Source organism: Bradyrhizobium lablabi (assembly GCF_018129385.1).
In the GTDB taxonomy this organism is placed as follows: domain Bacteria; phylum Pseudomonadota; class Alphaproteobacteria; order Rhizobiales; family Xanthobacteraceae; genus Bradyrhizobium; species Bradyrhizobium lablabi_C.
The window spans coordinates 120,870-136,317 of sequence record NZ_JAFCLN010000016.1 but is presented as its reverse complement, the minus strand read 5'-3'; the positions used below and the strand labels follow the sequence as shown (position 1 = coordinate 136,317).

15 protein-coding genes are annotated in these 15,448 nt (G+C 62.6%); 6 read left to right on the top strand and 9 right to left on the bottom strand.

All coding sequences use genetic code 11. The features are described 5' to 3' along the window. Window positions 1-14: 14 nt before the first annotated feature. Window positions 15-455 carry a hypothetical protein gene (locus JQ628_RS25595; RefSeq protein WP_249128389.1) on the bottom strand — a complete coding sequence of 147 codons (441 nt, stop codon included), beginning with the start codon at window positions 453-455 and terminating at the stop codon, window positions 15-17. 171 nt (window positions 456-626) lie between these two features. On the opposite strand from JQ628_RS25595, the gene JQ628_RS25590 reads away from it, so the two are divergent. Next, entirely contained in the window at window positions 627-989 is a 363-nt protein-coding gene (locus JQ628_RS25590) for a hypothetical protein (protein ID WP_212226666.1), read from the top strand. 56 nt (window positions 990-1,045) lie between these two features. On the opposite strand, the gene JQ628_RS25585 is transcribed toward JQ628_RS25590, so the two are convergent. Continuing rightward, window positions 1,046-1,546 (bottom strand): MarR family winged helix-turn-helix transcriptional regulator, encoded by a 501-nt coding sequence (locus JQ628_RS25585; protein WP_212226662.1) that lies wholly within the window; start codon window positions 1,544-1,546, stop codon window positions 1,046-1,048. Window positions 1,547-1,695: 149 nt separating this feature from the next. Here JQ628_RS25585 and JQ628_RS25580 point away from each other — a divergent pair, with 149 nt between their 5' ends. Both JQ628_RS25580 and JQ628_RS25575 read left to right on the top strand, forming a co-directional pair. Beyond that, entirely contained in the window at window positions 1,696-1,935 is a 240-nt protein-coding gene (locus JQ628_RS25580; protein WP_212226660.1) for a hypothetical protein, read from the top strand. Further along, window positions 1,932-2,228: a hypothetical protein gene (locus tag JQ628_RS25575; RefSeq protein WP_212226658.1), complete on the top strand. Its 297-nt coding sequence runs from the start codon at window positions 1,932-1,934 to the stop codon at window positions 2,226-2,228. Before JQ628_RS25580 ends, JQ628_RS25575 begins: the two co-directional genes overlap by 4 nt. Before the next feature lie 55 nt (window positions 2,229-2,283). Here the strand turns inward: JQ628_RS25575 and JQ628_RS25570 are convergent, their stop codons facing one another. Genes JQ628_RS25570 through JQ628_RS25560 form a run of 3 tightly spaced genes read right to left on the bottom strand, consistent with a single transcriptional unit; the run spans window position 2,284 to window position 5,166 of the window. Beyond that, on the bottom strand, window positions 2,284-3,258 hold the full coding sequence (locus JQ628_RS25570; RefSeq protein ID WP_433996165.1) for a TRAP transporter substrate-binding protein: 975 nt from the start codon (window positions 3,256-3,258) through the stop codon (window positions 2,284-2,286). 56 nt (window positions 3,259-3,314) lie between these two features. Next, entirely contained in the window at window positions 3,315-4,622 is a 1,308-nt protein-coding gene (locus JQ628_RS25565) for a TRAP transporter large permease (RefSeq protein ID WP_212226656.1), read from the bottom strand. Window position 4,623: 1 nt separating this feature from the next. Then, entirely contained in the window at window positions 4,624-5,166 is a 543-nt protein-coding gene (locus JQ628_RS25560; protein WP_212226654.1) for a TRAP transporter small permease, read from the bottom strand. A gap of 356 nt (window positions 5,167-5,522) precedes the next feature. On the opposite strand from JQ628_RS25560, the gene JQ628_RS25555 reads away from it, so the two are divergent. Beyond that, window positions 5,523-6,434, top strand: coding sequence for a TIR domain-containing protein (locus JQ628_RS25555; RefSeq protein ID WP_212226653.1), 912 nt, complete (start codon window positions 5,523-5,525; stop codon window positions 6,432-6,434). Window positions 6,435-6,525: 91 nt separating this feature from the next. Next, window positions 6,526-7,359: an N-acyl homoserine lactonase family protein gene (locus JQ628_RS25550; protein ID WP_212226652.1), complete on the top strand. Its 834-nt coding sequence runs from the start codon at window positions 6,526-6,528 to the stop codon at window positions 7,357-7,359. Between the two features lie 8 nt (window positions 7,360-7,367). On the opposite strand, the gene JQ628_RS25545 is transcribed toward JQ628_RS25550, so the two are convergent. Beyond that, window positions 7,368-8,342, bottom strand: a complete 975-nt coding sequence (locus JQ628_RS25545) for a Bug family tripartite tricarboxylate transporter substrate binding protein (protein ID WP_212226651.1) — start codon at window positions 8,340-8,342, stop codon at window positions 7,368-7,370. A 478-nt stretch (window positions 8,343-8,820) separates the two neighbouring features. Between JQ628_RS25545 and JQ628_RS25540 the strand changes: the two genes are divergently transcribed. Continuing rightward, window positions 8,821-11,133 (top strand): MHYT domain-containing protein, encoded by a 2,313-nt coding sequence (locus JQ628_RS25540; protein WP_249128387.1) that lies wholly within the window; start codon window positions 8,821-8,823, stop codon window positions 11,131-11,133. Window positions 11,134-11,163: 30 nt separating this feature from the next. On the opposite strand, the gene JQ628_RS25535 is transcribed toward JQ628_RS25540, so the two are convergent. From JQ628_RS25535 to JQ628_RS25525, 3 genes are read right to left on the bottom strand one after another with little or no spacing between them, the layout of a single operon-like run. Beyond that, window positions 11,164-11,796, bottom strand: a complete 633-nt coding sequence (locus tag JQ628_RS25535) for a hypothetical protein (RefSeq protein WP_212226649.1) — start codon at window positions 11,794-11,796, stop codon at window positions 11,164-11,166. Window positions 11,797-11,799: 3 nt separating this feature from the next. Continuing rightward, window positions 11,800-13,971 carry a hydantoinase/oxoprolinase family protein gene (locus JQ628_RS25530; protein ID WP_212226645.1) on the bottom strand — a complete coding sequence of 724 codons (2,172 nt, stop codon included), beginning with the start codon at window positions 13,969-13,971 and terminating at the stop codon, window positions 11,800-11,802. A 16-nt stretch (window positions 13,972-13,987) separates the two neighbouring features. Further along, on the bottom strand, window positions 13,988-15,286 hold the full coding sequence (locus JQ628_RS25525) for a hypothetical protein (RefSeq protein ID WP_212226644.1): 1,299 nt from the start codon (window positions 15,284-15,286) through the stop codon (window positions 13,988-13,990). Window positions 15,287-15,448 lie beyond the last annotated feature (162 nt).

The window sequence follows — 15,448 nt, the reverse complement described above, 5'->3', positions numbered from 1 at the left end:
GATGATCGCGCAGGTCAAGTTGCCGGCCGCAACGCCGCCAGCGTCGCGGTGCAAAAGGCGAGCAACGTCACGCCGGCATTGACGGCATGGGAGTATTCCCATTGCCGGCGTAGCGCCCGCCAGTTCTCCGGCCGTGCCGACCAATTTTCCGTGACCGTGTTCACCGGCTGGGTCCAGATCACAAAGATGGCAAGATTGATCACAATCAGCGCAGCCGCGGCGCACGCCAGGATGAGCGCCAACCGATCGGCGCGGACCGCAAGCGCAAGCACGACATTCAGAATCAAGGCGGCCGGCAGCAACAGCCCCGCCATCCACCAGCCGAGATAGATGCGCTGGACGACAAAATAGTCCTGCTCGGACATCTGAATTTTGCCGGACAGTTCAAACAGATGCGCCGCCGGCGCGATGACGGCCAGTCCGGTCACGATGACGGCAAGAAAGCGAATGATCATCGAGGCTTCATGATTTCGGCATGATTGGAGTAACTAATGCGCTGGGGCGACGTTCCGCGCGGGCTCCGTTGCCGGTGGTGTGACCGGCCTCAGCGCGCAGTTAGGAACCTTGGCTGGGTCCAGCGATTTATCGCTGCGTCAAGAAACGTTCCCACGTCGTCGGTGACGACCATGAGCCGGCTCGGTTCGTTCGAAGTTTCGCTGTTGGCGGTGGTGCTGTCCGGGCTTCTGTTCGGAAACGCCGTGGCGCGTGACGATGGCCGCTATGCCAACTCGCCGCTCAAGCCGTGGTTCGACAGCCTCAGAAGCGGCAAAGGTCCGTGCTGTTCGGACGCCGACGGATTTGCGGTGTCGGATCCGGATTGGGACTCCTGGCAAGGACACTATCGCGTTCGCCTCGATGGCGAGTGGATCGTGGTGCCCGATGATGCTGTCATCACCGTGCCGAACCGGGCGGGCCGGACCATGGTCTGGCCGATCAAGGGCGCGTACGGGACGACGATCCGCTGCTTCCTGCCGGGCAGCATGACCTGACGTCACCACAAATGTCAGAGCTGCCGCGTCGTGCAGATCGAACCGCACGTGCGGCCTCACTCTCCCCGCGTCGCCTTGATCAGATTGTCGCGCAGCGTCACGATGCTCTTTTGCAGCCGTGTGAATTCATCCGGCTTCAGTCCGCCCGATTTCACCAGTTGCGTCTGCATGCCCTTCTCGCGCAGTTTTCGGCCGGCATCGGTCAGGCTGACGCGCACCTGGCGCTCGTCAGCGGGATCGCGCTGCCGGCGCAGATAGCCCATCGCCTCCAGTTTCTTCAGCACCGGCGTCAGCGTGTTGGATTCCAGAAACATGGTTTCGCCGATCTCGCTGACGGTCTGCTCGCCTTTTTCGCCGAGCAGTACGATCACGATCCATTGCGGATAGGTGAGGCCGAGTTGCTCGAGGCCTTCCTTGTAGGCCCGCCCGTAGGCGAGGTTGGCCGAATAGACCGCAAAGCAGAGGTAATCGGACAGCAGCCGGTCGCCTGCGGCCGGCTTTTGCCTGCCGTCTGAATTCTTTCCGGAATCGGCCCGGGAACCGTCTTTTTGCCTCATGGGATCATCCTTTCCGACACGGACATGTGAAGTCTCGCATCCATATATATCGTATCCGATTAAATCGGAAGTGTTGACATTCGGCGGTTCCATTCCTTTATGAGGCGTATCCGAATAGATCGTATCCGATATAAATAAGGAGATGTGCCGTGACCATCCGGAAAACCCTCGCCGCAGCGGCCTTGCTGTCGGCCCTCACCGCCACCCCGGTATTCGCGCAGGCCGCCATCCAGGAGCCGGGCCTGTTTGCCTTCAACCATCCCTATCTGGATGTCCTCAACGGCGGTGCGCCGACCCCTGCGTACAGGCTGAAGGATAACCCCGCGGCGCTCCAGGCCTATGCTGCGCGCGAAAGCGGCATCGGCGTCCATCACGGGAAATCCCGATGATCGGGATCAACTTTGCACCTGCCGGGAGCAGCCTGCTCTGGATCGCCGATAGTGTCGTCCGGCGTGCGGGTTCAGGCGAGGACGGCAGCCTTGTTGGACCCGCGCTGAGTGTGCTGCGCACGCAGGCGGCGGGTCCGGCGTTCGGCTCGATGATTGCGCTGGCGGCGCAGCCGGAAAACCTGGCGGCGCTGGCCAGCCTGTTGCTCGTGGCGGCCGTGACGCCGATGCTTCGTACCGCGCCCTGGAGTGGCGATGCGTCGATGGCCGCTCACGAACTCCTGGTGCCAGTGTGACTATAGCAGAGTCCGGCGATCGAATGCCGGACCCTGCAACGTTGTCGAGACAGTCTTACTTCTTGTAGGCGGCGATGACAGCTTCGCCGTCGGCGCCGGCCTTTTTCGACCAGTCGGCCGTCAACTGCTCGCCGATTTTCTCGAGGCCCGACTTCAGCGCCGGAGATGGCGGCAGCACCTTCATCTTGTTGGCCTGGAGCTGTTCGAGATACCACTTGGCCTTTTCCTCCGCGAGCTTCCAGCCGCGTTCCTCGGCGACGACCGCGGCCTTGAGGATCGCTTCCTGGGTCGGCTTGTCGAGCGCATCGAAGGCCGCCTTGTTCACGAAGGTGACATTCTTCGGAATCCAGGCCTGCGTATCGTAGAAGTGCGACATGGTTTCCCAGGACTTGCTGTCATAGCCGGTCGAGCCCGAGGTCATGAACGCATTCACCACGCCGGTCGCCAGCGCCTGCGGCAATTCGGCGGCCTGGATGGTGACGGGCTGCGCGCCGACGAGTTCAGCGATACGCGAGGTGCCGACATTGTAGGCGCGCCACTTCAGGCCCTTCATGTCCTCGACGCTGTTGATGTCCTTCTTGGCATAGATGCCCTGCGGTCCCCACGGCACCGCGAACAGCAGCATGAGGCCCTGCGAGGCCAGCTTCTTCTCGATCGCGGGCTTTGACGCCAGCCACAGCTTCTTGGCGGCCGGATAGCTGGTCGCCAGGAACGGGATCACGTCGATGCCGAACAACGGATCCTCGTTCTCGTGCAGCGAGATCAGCACCTCGCCGGCCTGCGCCTGGCCGGTTGCGACTGCCCGCTTGATTTCCGGCGCCTTGAACAGCGATGCGGCGGGATGCACGGTGATCTGCAATTTGCCGCCGGTGGCGTCGCCGACGTCCTTGGCAAAGGCGATCAGATTCACCGAATGCGGATTGTCCGCCGGATAGGCCGCCGGAAGATTCCATTTGGTCTGCGCCATTGCGGGAGCGGCAAGCGCCGCGACGCAGGCGGCCAGTGCAAACGTCTTGATAAGCCTGAACATCAAATACCTCTCTCTTGTTTGAGCCTGATCATTTCGAAAAAAAGCCGGATCATGCCCTACCCGGGGAACGCCATCTGCGGCAGCACCATCACGATAGCAGGAAAGACCGTGATGATGGCAACCGCCAGAACCAGCAAAAAGAAGAACGGCAGGGCCGCCTTGGCCACGAAATTCGAATCCTTGCCGCTCATGGTCTGCAACACGAACAGGTTGAAGCCGACCGGCGGGGAGACTTCCGCCATCTCCACCACCAGCACCAGGAAGATGCCGAACCAGACGAGATCGAAGCCGGCCTGCTTGACCATCGGAATCACGATGGCGGTGGTCAGCACGATCATGGAGATGCCGTCGAGCGCGGTGCCGAGCACGATATACATGACGGTGAGCGCGGCGATCAGCGCATAGGGACTCAGTTGAAGACTGTTCACCCAGCTCGCGAGCGCCGCCGGGATGCCGGTATAGGCCATCGACGTCCCCATGTAGGACGCGCCCGCGAGGATCAAGAGGATCATGCAGTTGACGCGCGTTGCGCCCATCACGCTCGCCCAGAACGATTCCCAGCTCAACGAGCCCTGCCACCACGCGATCGCGAGCGAGCCGAGCACGCCCCAGGCTGCGCATTCCGTCGCAGTCGCCCAGCCCATCAGCAGCGACAGGAAGACGAAGACGATGAGCAGGCAGACGGGAATGAGATTGAGCGATTCCTTGATGCGCCGGGAAAAGCTCATCGCCGGTTCCGGCGGGGGCGACTTCTTCGGGTTCGCGAGCGACCAGAGCGCGATGTAACCGGAATAGAGCGCCATCACGAGCAGGCCCGGCAGGAAGCCGGCGAGGAAAACCTGGATGATGGAGACGTTCGCCTGCACGGCGTAGACCACCATGGTGATCGACGGCGGGATCAGGATGCCGAGCGTGCCGGCGCCGGCCAGCGAGCCGAGGCTAAGATTCTCGTTATAGCCACGCTTCTTCAGTTCCGGCAGCGCGATCTTTGCAACCGTGGCGCAGGTCGCAGCCGACGAGCCCGACACCGATCCGAACACGCCGCAGGCGAGCACGTTGACGTGCATCAGCCGGCCCGGCAGCCAGTTCAGCCACGGCGCAAAGCCGCGGAACATCTCTTCCGACAGGCGCGTGCGGAAAAGAATCTCGCCCATCCAGATGAAGAGCGGCAAGGCCGCGAGCGACCACGAGGCGCTGTTGCCCCACACGGTGGTCGCCAGCACGCTGCCGGCCGGAATGGCGGTGCCGGCGAACTGCATGCCGGCCCATCCGGTCGCCATCAGCGCGACCGCGATCCAGACGCCCGCGCCCAGCAGCAGCGTGAGAAATCCGAGCAGGATCGCCGCGATCGAGAGCAGCTCCATGTCAGACCCCGCTCTGCATGGCGCGCTCGATCACTTCCTCGGCGCTCTGCGGCTTCGGCAATTCGTAGCGCGGCGGGTTGCCGCGCAGCACATGGATCAGCTCGTCGGCAAAGGCGATGAAGAGGATCACGAGGCCGCCGCTGTAGCCGAGCTGCGGAATCCACAGCGGCACGGCGATCACGCCCTGCGAGATGTCGTGAAACTTGAACGACTGCCAGGTCATGACCGAGGCGTGCCAGGCAAAGAAACCGATGAAGCCGGCACCGATGAGCAGGGCTGCGATCTCGACGTAATGGCGGGCCTTGTCGCTGAGGCGGTCGATCAGGAGGCCGACGCGGATCATCTCGCCATGCCTGAACGTGTGCGCCAGCCCAAGGAAGGCGGTGGCCGCCATGCACCAGGAGATGAAATCATCGCCTGCGGGAACGTTGATGCCGACCGGCCGTCCGGCCGACAGCACCATCATCAGCACGAAGATCGCAATGAGGAAGAGCCCGGCCAGATAGCCGGAAAAAAGGTAGAGCCGATCCAGAAACACACGCATTATGACCCTGTCCCCTTGCATGTCCATTGCCCCGGAAGCAATAGACGTACCATTTCAGGCAACCGTTCTCTGTTGGTAGATAGGCCAATCGACGTTGCCCCGCCGCGAGCGAGCGCTGAAGTCAGTCCCCGAGGAGTACAGGTTTCCGAACCTGCCTCGGACAGTCAAGGCGGGGCGGCGAGAGTGCACACCGTCCTTTGGCCATGGCGAGGCGAGTGCGCCAAGGCGGTTCTCCGCGGGCGCCGCCGACCTTCACGGCTGCAATGCTACTTTAACTTGCATCGTGACCGGCATAGGATCGCGGGCCGTTTGTTGTTGCCGAGTTCATACTTGTAGAGTTGATCGAGGATTACCTCATGCCGATCACGCGTCGCATTTACGTCAGTTTGCCTGCTGATTCTCATTTGCCGGAGAATTTGAACCGGCTGAAATGGGGCATTGTCGAGGAGATCGAAAAGCGTGGTTTCCTCCCCGAGATATTTACCAATCCGAGAGGCAGGCCGGGCTTGGCCTCCTCGAAATCCTGGCATCCGCGCGACGCGGATGAAATTGCCCGACGCTGCGTCGGTGCCGCCGTACTCGGGATCGGACGCTGGAAATTTCAGGACGCAGACGGACAAGCCGTACTGCTACCCACCGAGTTCAACCACTATGAGGGCGCGCTCACGCGAACCTTGGGGCTGCCGACGCTTGTTCTTGTGCAATGGGAGATCAGGCGGCGCGTGGTTTTCGATCTGAATTTTGCCGGCTTTGTCGGCGGGTTCGATGCCAACGCAACCGTCGACTGGCTGCATACCGAAGATTTTCAAGTGCCGTTCAAATACTGGCTGGAAAAACTGAACGACCGGCGGGACGTCTTCCTCGGCTATGCCGGACGCTCCAGTCCAACGGCGCTGGCGATCAAGACCTATCTGCAAAGCCTTGGTGCGAGCGTGCTGGATTGGCAAACCGACTTCATTCCAGGCCGTACGATCCTGAACCAGATCGAGCAGGCGGCGGCAAGGTCGGTTGGAGGCATATTTCTTTTCACGAAAGATGATGACCTTGCCGATCCAACGCCTGACGCTCAAGCCGTTCCCCGTGACAATGTCGTCTTCGAAGCCGGCTATTTCATCGGACTGAAGGGCAAGAACAACGTCCTGATCATCCGGGAAGCCGGATCGAAATTGCCCGCCGATCTGGGCGGTGACATCTACGCGGCGCTTCCCGGAGGAGGCGAAATAAAAAGCATTGAGCGGATACTGAAGGCATTTCTGGACGCGATCTGATCGCAAATTGACAAGACCGGCATTGCGCTGCTTTCTGATGGCGCATGCGGATGGCTGCCCTGGCCAGCCGCCTGCCTGAAGAGGGGATTGCATGGCCGATCAGGAATACGAACTTTTTGCGATCCGCTATGCCACCCGCGAAGCGCGGCGCAGCGATCATTTTATCGGCGGCGATCCGCACGATGGCCCGATGCCGATGGATTATTTCATGTGGCTGGCGAGGGGAGGGGGCCGCACCTTCGTGATCGATACCGGCTTCAACGCGGAAGTCGCAAGCAAGCGGAAGCGAACGTTCCTGCGCTGTCCGGTGGAGACGCTTCGCGCCTTCGGCATCGATCCTGCCGATGTCGAGGACGTCATCCTGACGCATCTGCATTACGATCACGTCGGGAATTTCGACGGCTTTCCCAAAGCGCGCTTTCATCTCCAGGAGCGCGAGCTTGCCTACGCCACGGGGCGCTACATGCGCTATCCGCGGCTATCGCATTCGTTCGAGGTCGAGGATATCTGCGGCATCGTGCGGCTCAATTACGCGCGGCGCGTGCTGTTCTACAATGGCGACGCCGAGCTTGCGCCCGGCATCACGATACACGCGGCGAGCGGCCATTCGGCCGGGCTTCAGTTCGTTCGCGTCCGGACCCGCCGCGGCTTTGTCGTGCTGGCCTCCGACGTCAGCCATTTCTACGAGAACATGGCGAGCGAGCGTCCGTTCACGACCGCGTTTCACATCGGTGAAATGCTGGAGGGATTCGAACGGCTGCTAGCGTTGGCGCCGGACGAGAGCCACATCGTTCCCGGTCACGATCCGCTGGTCATGAAGCTGTATCCGGCTCCAAGTACGGAACTCGAAGGCATTGCCGTCCGCCTCGACGTGCCGCCATCGGGAGCAGTGCCAGTCCGTGCCGATTTCCTGTCAGGGCATTAGGTAGGCGATTATTTCGCTGCCGCAGCTTTCAGGATCGGCATCAGCCGCGCGGTTTCGCTCTTGACGAACTCCCCGAGAGCCTTCGGTCCGCGGCGGCCTTGCTCGATGCTCTCGGCGCCGAGATCGGCGAGCCGCTTCTGCACGGCTTCCTCGTTGAGGCCCTTGCTCAGGGCGTCGGCAAGCTTGTCGACGATCGCCTGCGGCGTGCCCGCCGGCACGAACACCGCGTAGAACGGCGCAATGTCGAATTCCGGCAGACCCTGCTCGTGCGAGGTCGGCACATCCGGCAGCAACGGGCTGCGCTTCTTCGCGGCAACCGCCAGCGCCTTGACGTTGCCGGCCTGGATCTGGCTCAGTGTTCCCAGCACGGGATCGCATTCATAGTCGACCTGGCCTGACAGCATGGCGTTCAGCACCGGCGCGGTGCCGGTGAACGGAATCATCGTCGGCTTGATGCCGATCGCCGAGTGAAGCAGCAGGCATCCGATATAGGACACCGAGCCGAGCCCGGCGTGCCCGACATTGAGCTTTTCCGGATTGGCCTTTGCGTAGGCAATGAATTCCTTCAGATTGTTGGCGGGGAAATCCTTCCGGGCGACCAGCAATTCCGGATATTCGGCCGTCAGGCCGATTGCCTCGAAATCCTTCAGCGGATCGTAGCCGAGGTTCGGATAGAACGCGGGCGCCAACGCATTGGTGCCGAGGTGGCCGGACAGGATCGTGTATCCATCCGGCGCCGCGCGCGCGGCGCGTATCGTGCCCGTGGTGCCGCCGGCGCCTCCGACGTTCTCCACTACAAATTTCTGGCCAAGATGGCGGCTGAAGATATCGGCGACGATCCTGCCCGTGATATCGGCGGGCCCGCCGGCGGCAAAGGGAACGATGACTGTGACCGTTCTGGCGGGATAATCCTGAGCCTGTACGCCATTGATTCCCGCTATTGCCATCATGGCGGCAGCTGCTGCCGCCAAATGCCTCGCCATCTATCGCCCCCCGAATTCGCTTTTTGTCAGCATATTCTGACGTGGCCAACAGGCAAGCCGGCGAGCGTATCGATTGATTGGACGGGTCCCAACACATCTGTCCGGTTGCAAGGGCGCCATGTGCCTCGCTGACGCGGACGGGTGGAACCGCCGCCAATATCGCCGTCATCGTCTCATTTGGCCTGTTGTGGCCCTTTAACGCACGGCTTTGGTCGATGATTCACCAATGCTGCGGTGCGATTCGCACATCACCGATGCAACGTTGCATTGAAAACTCGGGGATTTCGCGCGACCGTTGATCAGATCGGTTTCCGCTGAACTCGATGCGCCGCGAACTGCCCGCCCTTGTCGTTCGAGAGCGCGTACGAGGTTGATGTGCGTCGCCGTGAGAGAGCCGCTCCCGGCCTTCTTCACGCCTTGCTCTTCCGGCAACGAAGCATGCACCGTGGCAAAAACGGTGCTATGATTCGTTTATTGTATGGTCGTCGGAATGCACCACCATTCAGGTTCCCATGACCCCGTCCTCGTCGCGCTATCAATTCTGATCGCCGCGCTTTCCTCCTATACAGCGCTGGATCTCGCGACCCGTATGCGGGCGGCTTCCGGTCCGGCCAGTCTGGGCTGGCTCGCGGCTGCGGCGGTCGCCATGGGCGGCGGCATCTGGTCGATGCATTTCGTGGCCATGCTGGCCTTTAGCCTGCCCGGCGTGGATATCACTTACGATCCGCTTCTCACGCTGCTCTCTCTTGCCATTCCCATTGTGGTGGCCGCAGCCGCCTTCGTCGTCGTAAGTCGGCAGCCCGACGCGCTGGTCGTTGCCGGCATTGCAATGGGTCTGGCGATCTCCGGCATGCACTACACCGGAATGAGCGCCATGCGGATGGCGGCTTCCATCCAGTACGAACTCGTCTGGGTCGCGCTTTCCGTCGCTATCGCGATCGGCGCGTCCATCATAGCGCTGCGGCTCGCCTTTCACATGACGAGCATCCTCGAGCGCGTATCGTCGGGAGCCGTCATGGGCGTGGCGATTTCCGGGATGCACTACGCTGCCATGCAGGGCTCCTCCTTCGTTCCGACGGATGTCGTCCTTCACCGCACGGGACACGTCGCGGTTGGACAAGCACCGCTCGCGTTCCTGATCGCCGCCACCACGATTGTGGTTCTTGTCATTGGGCTTGCCGCGGCCGTGTACGACCGCTCCTCGGCGGAACGTGCCGGTCGCGAAGCCGAGGCGCTGAAGCGAAGCGAGGAGAGATTCCGGCTGCTGGTGGAAGGCGTGGCCGATCACGCCATCTTCATGCTCGACCCGGAGGGGCGGGTAGCGAACTGGAATCTCGGCGCTCGCCGGCTGATCGGCTACGGCGACGAGATCGTCGGGACGCACTACTCCATCCTTCACACGGACGAGGACCGCGACTCCGGAGTTCCTGACGGCTTGCTCGTGGACGCAAAGCGGGAAGGCAAGTCGGCAGGCGAAGGCTTGCGCGTTCGCGGGGACGGTAGCCGCTTTTGGGCCGAGGTGACCATTCGAGCGGTGCGGAACGAGCGTGGCGAGGTCATAGGCTTCGCCAAGATCGTTCGAGACGTCACCGAACGCCGCCTCGCCCAGGAAGCGCTGGAGCGCACGCGCGACGCGCTCGCGATATCGCAGAAGATGGAGACCATCGGACAGCTTACCGGCGGCGTAGCCCACGACTTCAACAATATACTCGCTGTGATCCTGGGCAGCCTCGAAATCGCGAAGAAGCGCCTCCAGACGGAAGATGCCAGGATCCACCGACTGCTCGACAACGCGATCCAGGGAGCGCTGCGCGGTGCCTCGCTGACGCAGCGCATGCTTGCGTTCGCGCGCAAGCAGGACCTCAAGCCCGTCGTCGTGGATGTCCCGAAGCTGGTGCGCGGAATGGCCACTCTGCTGAAGTTTGATCCGGGCATTCGGGTCGAGACCCATTTTCCGATCGAACTCGCGAAGGTGAAGGTCGATGCCAACCAACTTGAGCTCGCGGTCCTCAACCTCGCCGTCAATGCGCGTGATGCGATAGCGGCGGGAGGCGGGGCAATCAGCATCGCCGCACGCGAAGAAGATGCCATCGATGGCCTCGCAGCGGGACGATACGTCGCGCTGTCGGTGAGCGACACCGGCTGCGGAATGGACGAGAAGACACTAAAGCATGCGCAGGAGCCGTTCTTCACGACCAAGGGTGTCGGCAAGGGAACCGGACTCGGACTCTCGATGGTGAAGGGGTTGGCCGAGCAGTCCGGAGGCACGCTGCTGCTGAAGAGCCGCGTCGGCGAAGGGACCACCGCCGAAATCTGGCTGCCCGCCTCGCAGGACGAATCGGTGCCGATGCCGCATGTGGCGGAGCCGTCGCGTTCGGCGCCCCGGAGCAATCGGCCCATCTCCGCACTGGTTGTCGACGATGATGTTCTTGTTCTCGAAAATGTCGCTGCGATGCTCGATGATCTCGGCCATGCCGTGATCGAGGCGCGCTCAGGCGAGGAGGCGGTACAGTTGCTGCACCGGACGCCGAAGATCGACATCGTGGTGACCGATTACGCCATGCCGGGAATGAACGGGCTGCAGCTCGCCGACGCAGTCGCCGCCGCGCGTCCAGGCACGCCTGTGGTGCTTTGCTCAGGATATGCCGAGCTTCTGGACACCACGCGACCTCATTTGCCGCGCATCTCGAAGCCGTTCGACCAGGCGACGCTCGTGGCTGCGATTGAAGAGGCGATGCGCGCAGAGGCATATGCGCGCTCGGTTTTGAAGTTACAGCCGAAGAGAGCTTAGCCCGAGAGACGCCGGGCCCAAGGGCAGTTCTTACGTTACGGCGATGGCATGCAAAACAACGAAATCCAACGCCTTCGGGTGACAGGGCAGTTCAAGCAGCGCCTGCGCAAAGGCGCCGGCGGCGATCTCGGCCAATGCCGCGATGCCGGTGCGCCAATGCCAGTTGCCGATCCGGAAAAGCGTGGGCTGGTAGCGCCGCGCGATCGGCACGTCCGGTCTGGTGGATTCGATGTGATGGTACAATTCGTGGGCGATGAAGATGTCGCGCGGCGTTGCCTCGCCGAGCAGTTGCACGGCACGGCTGCCGGTGAGCACGCGTTCGAGCGGGCTCAATCCGCGGCGATAGAGCACGATGCGCGGCGGCCGTGGCCGGTACTCGGCGAACCGCCAGATCGATCCGACCATGGGATCGTCGTCCGTCGTCTCGACCGGCAGGCCAAGCTCGCGAGCGATCTGTTCCGGCCCCGAGGCGGGAAAGCGGGCGCGTAAATTGCCGGCGGCGGCAATTCCGTCGGCGAGCGCGTCGGAAACAGCCGCGAGCTGTGTCGCGCGGTCCAGTCGCCCTGCATGCGGATCGGCTTGCAGCATGAGAAGCCCGAGCGCTTCGGGTGAGGCGCGCTCGAACTCCGTGAACCGCTCCGCATCTGCTGCCGCGAGAGCCATCCGTCAAAGCCCCCGCGAAGGCGGAATGCCGATGAGCGCGATCGAGGCGTCGGCGGTGAGCCCGTCCAGCTCGCTGCGGGTCACGGTCATCGCCTGGTCGATCGAATTGACCCCCGACAGGTCGATGAGCTGGCCGCCGACGATGACGAAAATATCCGGTGTGATGGTGCTGTCGCCATTATAGATCGTGGTGTCTTCCCACAGCCGCCGCAGGCCGTCGAGCGCAGTTTGCGCGGAAACCGGGCGGACGACGCTGTGACTGCGCTGCACGCGAATGACGCCGTCGAGGTCCACCGCGCGAACCGGGTTGCGGCGCTTCTTGAAGATTCCCCAGCTCCGCTCCTCGACTTCGCCCTGGAACACCCGCATGCGCGGCGTGGCCGCAGCAAGCGCGACGCGCTCGAGGCTGACGCCCATAGCCTTTGCCGCGATTTCCCGCGCTTCGGTCTCGCCGACCTCGTCGCGGCGCTGGCGGGCGCGCATCTCCGAGGCGCCCATCGCGGTCGCGCGGATCCGATGGGTGCTTTGATCGACCTCGATCGTCACTTCGACATTATCAGGCGCAGCGCCGAGCTTGACCACGGCTTCGAACGCTTCGCGGCGAATCCGCTTGAGATCGTCGGGCTGTGCGTTGGGAATGACGCGCTCGACGACGTCGCGCACCAGGGCAAGCGCGACACCGATCGAGGAAATGACTTCGGCGTCTTTTGAAATCTCGTGGTGAAGGTCGGTGCGGCTCGACGCATGCGGGATCAGCGCGGCGGCGCCGCCGCCTTCGCCGACCAGCACGGCCTGGTCGCGATCGAGCTTGTATTCGGCGATCAGATCGTCGACGACGGGAATCACCTTGTCGGTGGCGACATCGAGGATCGCACGCGCAGTGTCCTCAATCGATTTTCCGATGAACTCGGCGAGCACGGCCATCGCGCGCCTCGCCGACTCGACGTTGCCACTGGCGTGCAGTCCCGGCTTGGCGTAGCCGAGAATGTTGGCGGCGCAGGTGTTGGTGATGGCATAGCGCGTGCCATTGGCCGAACGCACCGCGACGTAATCGGCGGGATCGTCGGTCTTCGGCTGGAAGAATTCGATCTTGGGCTCGATGATGTCCTCTGGTTTGGCGAAGGCGGCGTAGGGAAGGCCGGCGATGTGGGCGCTGCGCGGCCCGACGTCGACCAGCTTGCCGCCGCGGGCCCGGACCATGCTGCCGCCGGCGATGCCGATCACGCGCACGTCGAGCGAAGAGACATAGGTCTCATGGCCGCCAACGCGGGCATATTTGACGGTCGGCCGTCCGTTGCGGATCACGCCGATATTGGTGCTGGTGCCGCCGACCTCGAAATAGATGCCGTCGGATACACGCAGATACATCAGCGCGCCGGCCACGCTCGCGGCCGGGCCGGAGAGCATTGTCATGACGGGGCGGCGGCGCATCTCCTTGATGTCCATCACGCCGCCGTCGCCGCGCATGATCATCAGCGGCGCCTGGATGCCGGCCTCGCGCACGCTCGCTTCCGTCATGGTGGCGGTGTCGATCATCTTCGGCAAAATGCTGGCGTTAATCACGGCAGTGCGCGTCCGCGTGGTCAGGCCATAGAGCTTGGTGATCTCGTTGCCGCAGGTTGCGGCCAGGCCAGCCTCGACCACCAGACGGCGCACGGCTTCTTCGGCCTCATTGTCGTCGACGCCGAAGGCCGAACTTGCGACGATGACTCTTGCGCCTTCCGCCCTGAGTTCGGCAACGGCCTTGCCGATGGTCTCGTCCGTCAGCGTTTCCTTCATCAGGAAACGGTTGGCCGGCGTGAGATGGCGTCCCGGCGCCAGCTCGATCGGCTTCATGGCGCTCTGGCCCTTGGCCAGCAGCGATTCCATGCGCGTCGACATTCCGATCACGCCGACGCTGGCGACGTCGCCCTCCAGCAGCGCGTTGGTGGCCTGCGTCGTCGAATGGGCGAGGAAGATGACCTCTTTCGGATCGACGTTCGATTGCTCCAGCACATTGCGGAATACGTCGACCACGCCTTTGGCGACGCCGCGCGGATCGGAGTGGGTGGTCAGCACGGAGAACCGCCCGACCACCTCATGTGTCGCATTGTCGATCAGCACCGCCTTGGTGAAGGTGCCTCCGACGTCGATACCAATGCGATAGGCGCGGCCCGCTACCGAGGATTCAGTCATCACTCACATTCCCAGTCTATTGCAGCGAGCCCAGCATCAGGTAGCAGATCAGCGAATTGACCGCGACCATCGCGCAGCCGAAGGGCAGGGCCGTCTTGAGGAACTGACCGTGGCTGACCTTGGTGTGCCCGATCGTCCACAACGTCCATGAGTTGGTCGGGTCCATGCTCCCTTGCAGCACGGTCGGCGCCAGCCAGATCGAATAGAGATAGGGGATCGGTATCTCCTTGTTGGCGAGGATGATCGCAAGCAGGGCCGCGCCGGTGCCGATGACGACCATCGGCCCGCGATAGATGCTGGCAATGCCACCGAGCAATCCGAAGAATACCGCTGCCTGCAATGGCGTATGCGGCAGGATCGGCGCGAAGATCGGTTTCAACGCTCCAGCAACCTCAGGCGTCTGCCCCGCCACGATGATCATACCGCAGATGGTCCAGAGCGCGGCGATGGTCGCGATGTCGGGGAAGGCATCGGAGAAGGTCTTGTTGAAGAGGTTGAGATGTCCTTGCAGTGTGCGATCCGGCCAGGTCAGCGCGAGCGCCAGCAGGATCGAGACGATGAAGGTTGGAATGATCTCCCATTTGAGCACCAGGATCATGATCACGGGGAAGATCGGCACGATATAGGTGTAGTAGGGGGTTCGCTTGCGGACTGGCGCTGCGCCTTCGCCGGCGACGTCGACCGAGGCCAGCCGGCGGGTCGCGCCGTTACGCAGATAGAAGAACGCCAACGCCCATGCCGCCAGGATGTACACGCACATTCCGACCACCCAGTAGGTCAGATAGGGCGCTTCGTATTTCAGGCCGGGAAACAGTTTCTGGAACGTGCCGAACTGCACGAGGTTGATGAAGGTGCCGGCGCCTATTCCCATGGTGAACACGGGAGCCGCGACATACGGCGGAATGCCCTGGCTCATCATGATCGGCAGCGCGATGACGCCGATCGCGATCGCGGCGCCGACGCCATACATCGACGTGAACAACAGCGCCGTGACCAGCGTGATGGTCATGGCAGTGACGAGCGGCCGGTCGCCCGCGAGCTCGACCGCCGAGCGGATCACGCTTTCCGCGATCCCGGTCTGGATCAGCACCTGGGCGAACCATGCGCCGAACACGATGATGATCACCGCGCTCGCATACTGAACGCCGCCGGCCTGGATGACCTTCTTCTGGATATCGTCGATGCCGATGCCTGCGATCGCCGCCCAAAGCACGGCCAGTATCAGCAGCATGATGATCGGGCTCTGCCCGCGAATGATCAATATAACGATGGCGAGAAATGCAACGAGCAGCGCAATGCCTGTCCAAAGGTCCATTGTGTTCCCTTCCCCTGTTGCCGGCCTGTCTATTGCGGCCTTCTGCGCCAACAAGTCTGGCACAAGAGATTGAGGCTGGCGAGAACAAGATGTTTGCGCGTGAAGGCGTCGATGAGTTCGCGCATCCGCAACTATTGCGTCGCAATATCCTCGGCAGGTTGC

Coding starts and splice junctions, on each gene's coding strand:
- JQ628_RS25545 (WP_212226651.1), bottom strand. CDS start 8,342: ATGGCGAGGCATTTGGCGGCAGCAGCTGCCGCCATGATGGCAATAGCG.
- JQ628_RS25540 (WP_249128387.1), top strand. CDS start 8,821: ATGGTCGTCGGAATGCACCACCATTCAGGTTCCCATGACCCCGTCCTC.
- JQ628_RS25525 (WP_212226644.1), bottom strand. CDS start 15,286: ATGGACCTTTGGACAGGCATTGCGCTGCTCGTTGCATTTCTCGCCATC.
- JQ628_RS25585 (WP_212226662.1), bottom strand. CDS start 1,546: ATGAGGCAAAAAGACGGTTCCCGGGCCGATTCCGGAAAGAATTCAGAC.
- JQ628_RS25550 (WP_212226652.1), top strand. CDS start 6,526: ATGGCCGATCAGGAATACGAACTTTTTGCGATCCGCTATGCCACCCGC.
- JQ628_RS25565 (WP_212226656.1), bottom strand. CDS start 4,622: ATGGAGCTGCTCTCGATCGCGGCGATCCTGCTCGGATTTCTCACGCTG.
- JQ628_RS25575 (WP_212226658.1), top strand. CDS start 1,932: ATGATCGGGATCAACTTTGCACCTGCCGGGAGCAGCCTGCTCTGGATC.
- JQ628_RS25590 (WP_212226666.1), top strand. CDS start 627: ATGAGCCGGCTCGGTTCGTTCGAAGTTTCGCTGTTGGCGGTGGTGCTG.
- JQ628_RS25530 (WP_212226645.1), bottom strand. CDS start 13,971: ATGACTGAATCCTCGGTAGCGGGCCGCGCCTATCGCATTGGTATCGAC.
- JQ628_RS25570 (WP_433996165.1), bottom strand. CDS start 3,258: ATGTTCAGGCTTATCAAGACGTTTGCACTGGCCGCCTGCGTCGCGGCG.
- JQ628_RS25560 (WP_212226654.1), bottom strand. CDS start 5,166: ATGCGTGTGTTTCTGGATCGGCTCTACCTTTTTTCCGGCTATCTGGCC.
- JQ628_RS25595 (WP_249128389.1), bottom strand. CDS start 455: ATGATCATTCGCTTTCTTGCCGTCATCGTGACCGGACTGGCCGTCATC.
- JQ628_RS25555 (WP_212226653.1), top strand. CDS start 5,523: ATGCCGATCACGCGTCGCATTTACGTCAGTTTGCCTGCTGATTCTCAT.
- JQ628_RS25535 (WP_212226649.1), bottom strand. CDS start 11,796: ATGGCTCTCGCGGCAGCAGATGCGGAGCGGTTCACGGAGTTCGAGCGC.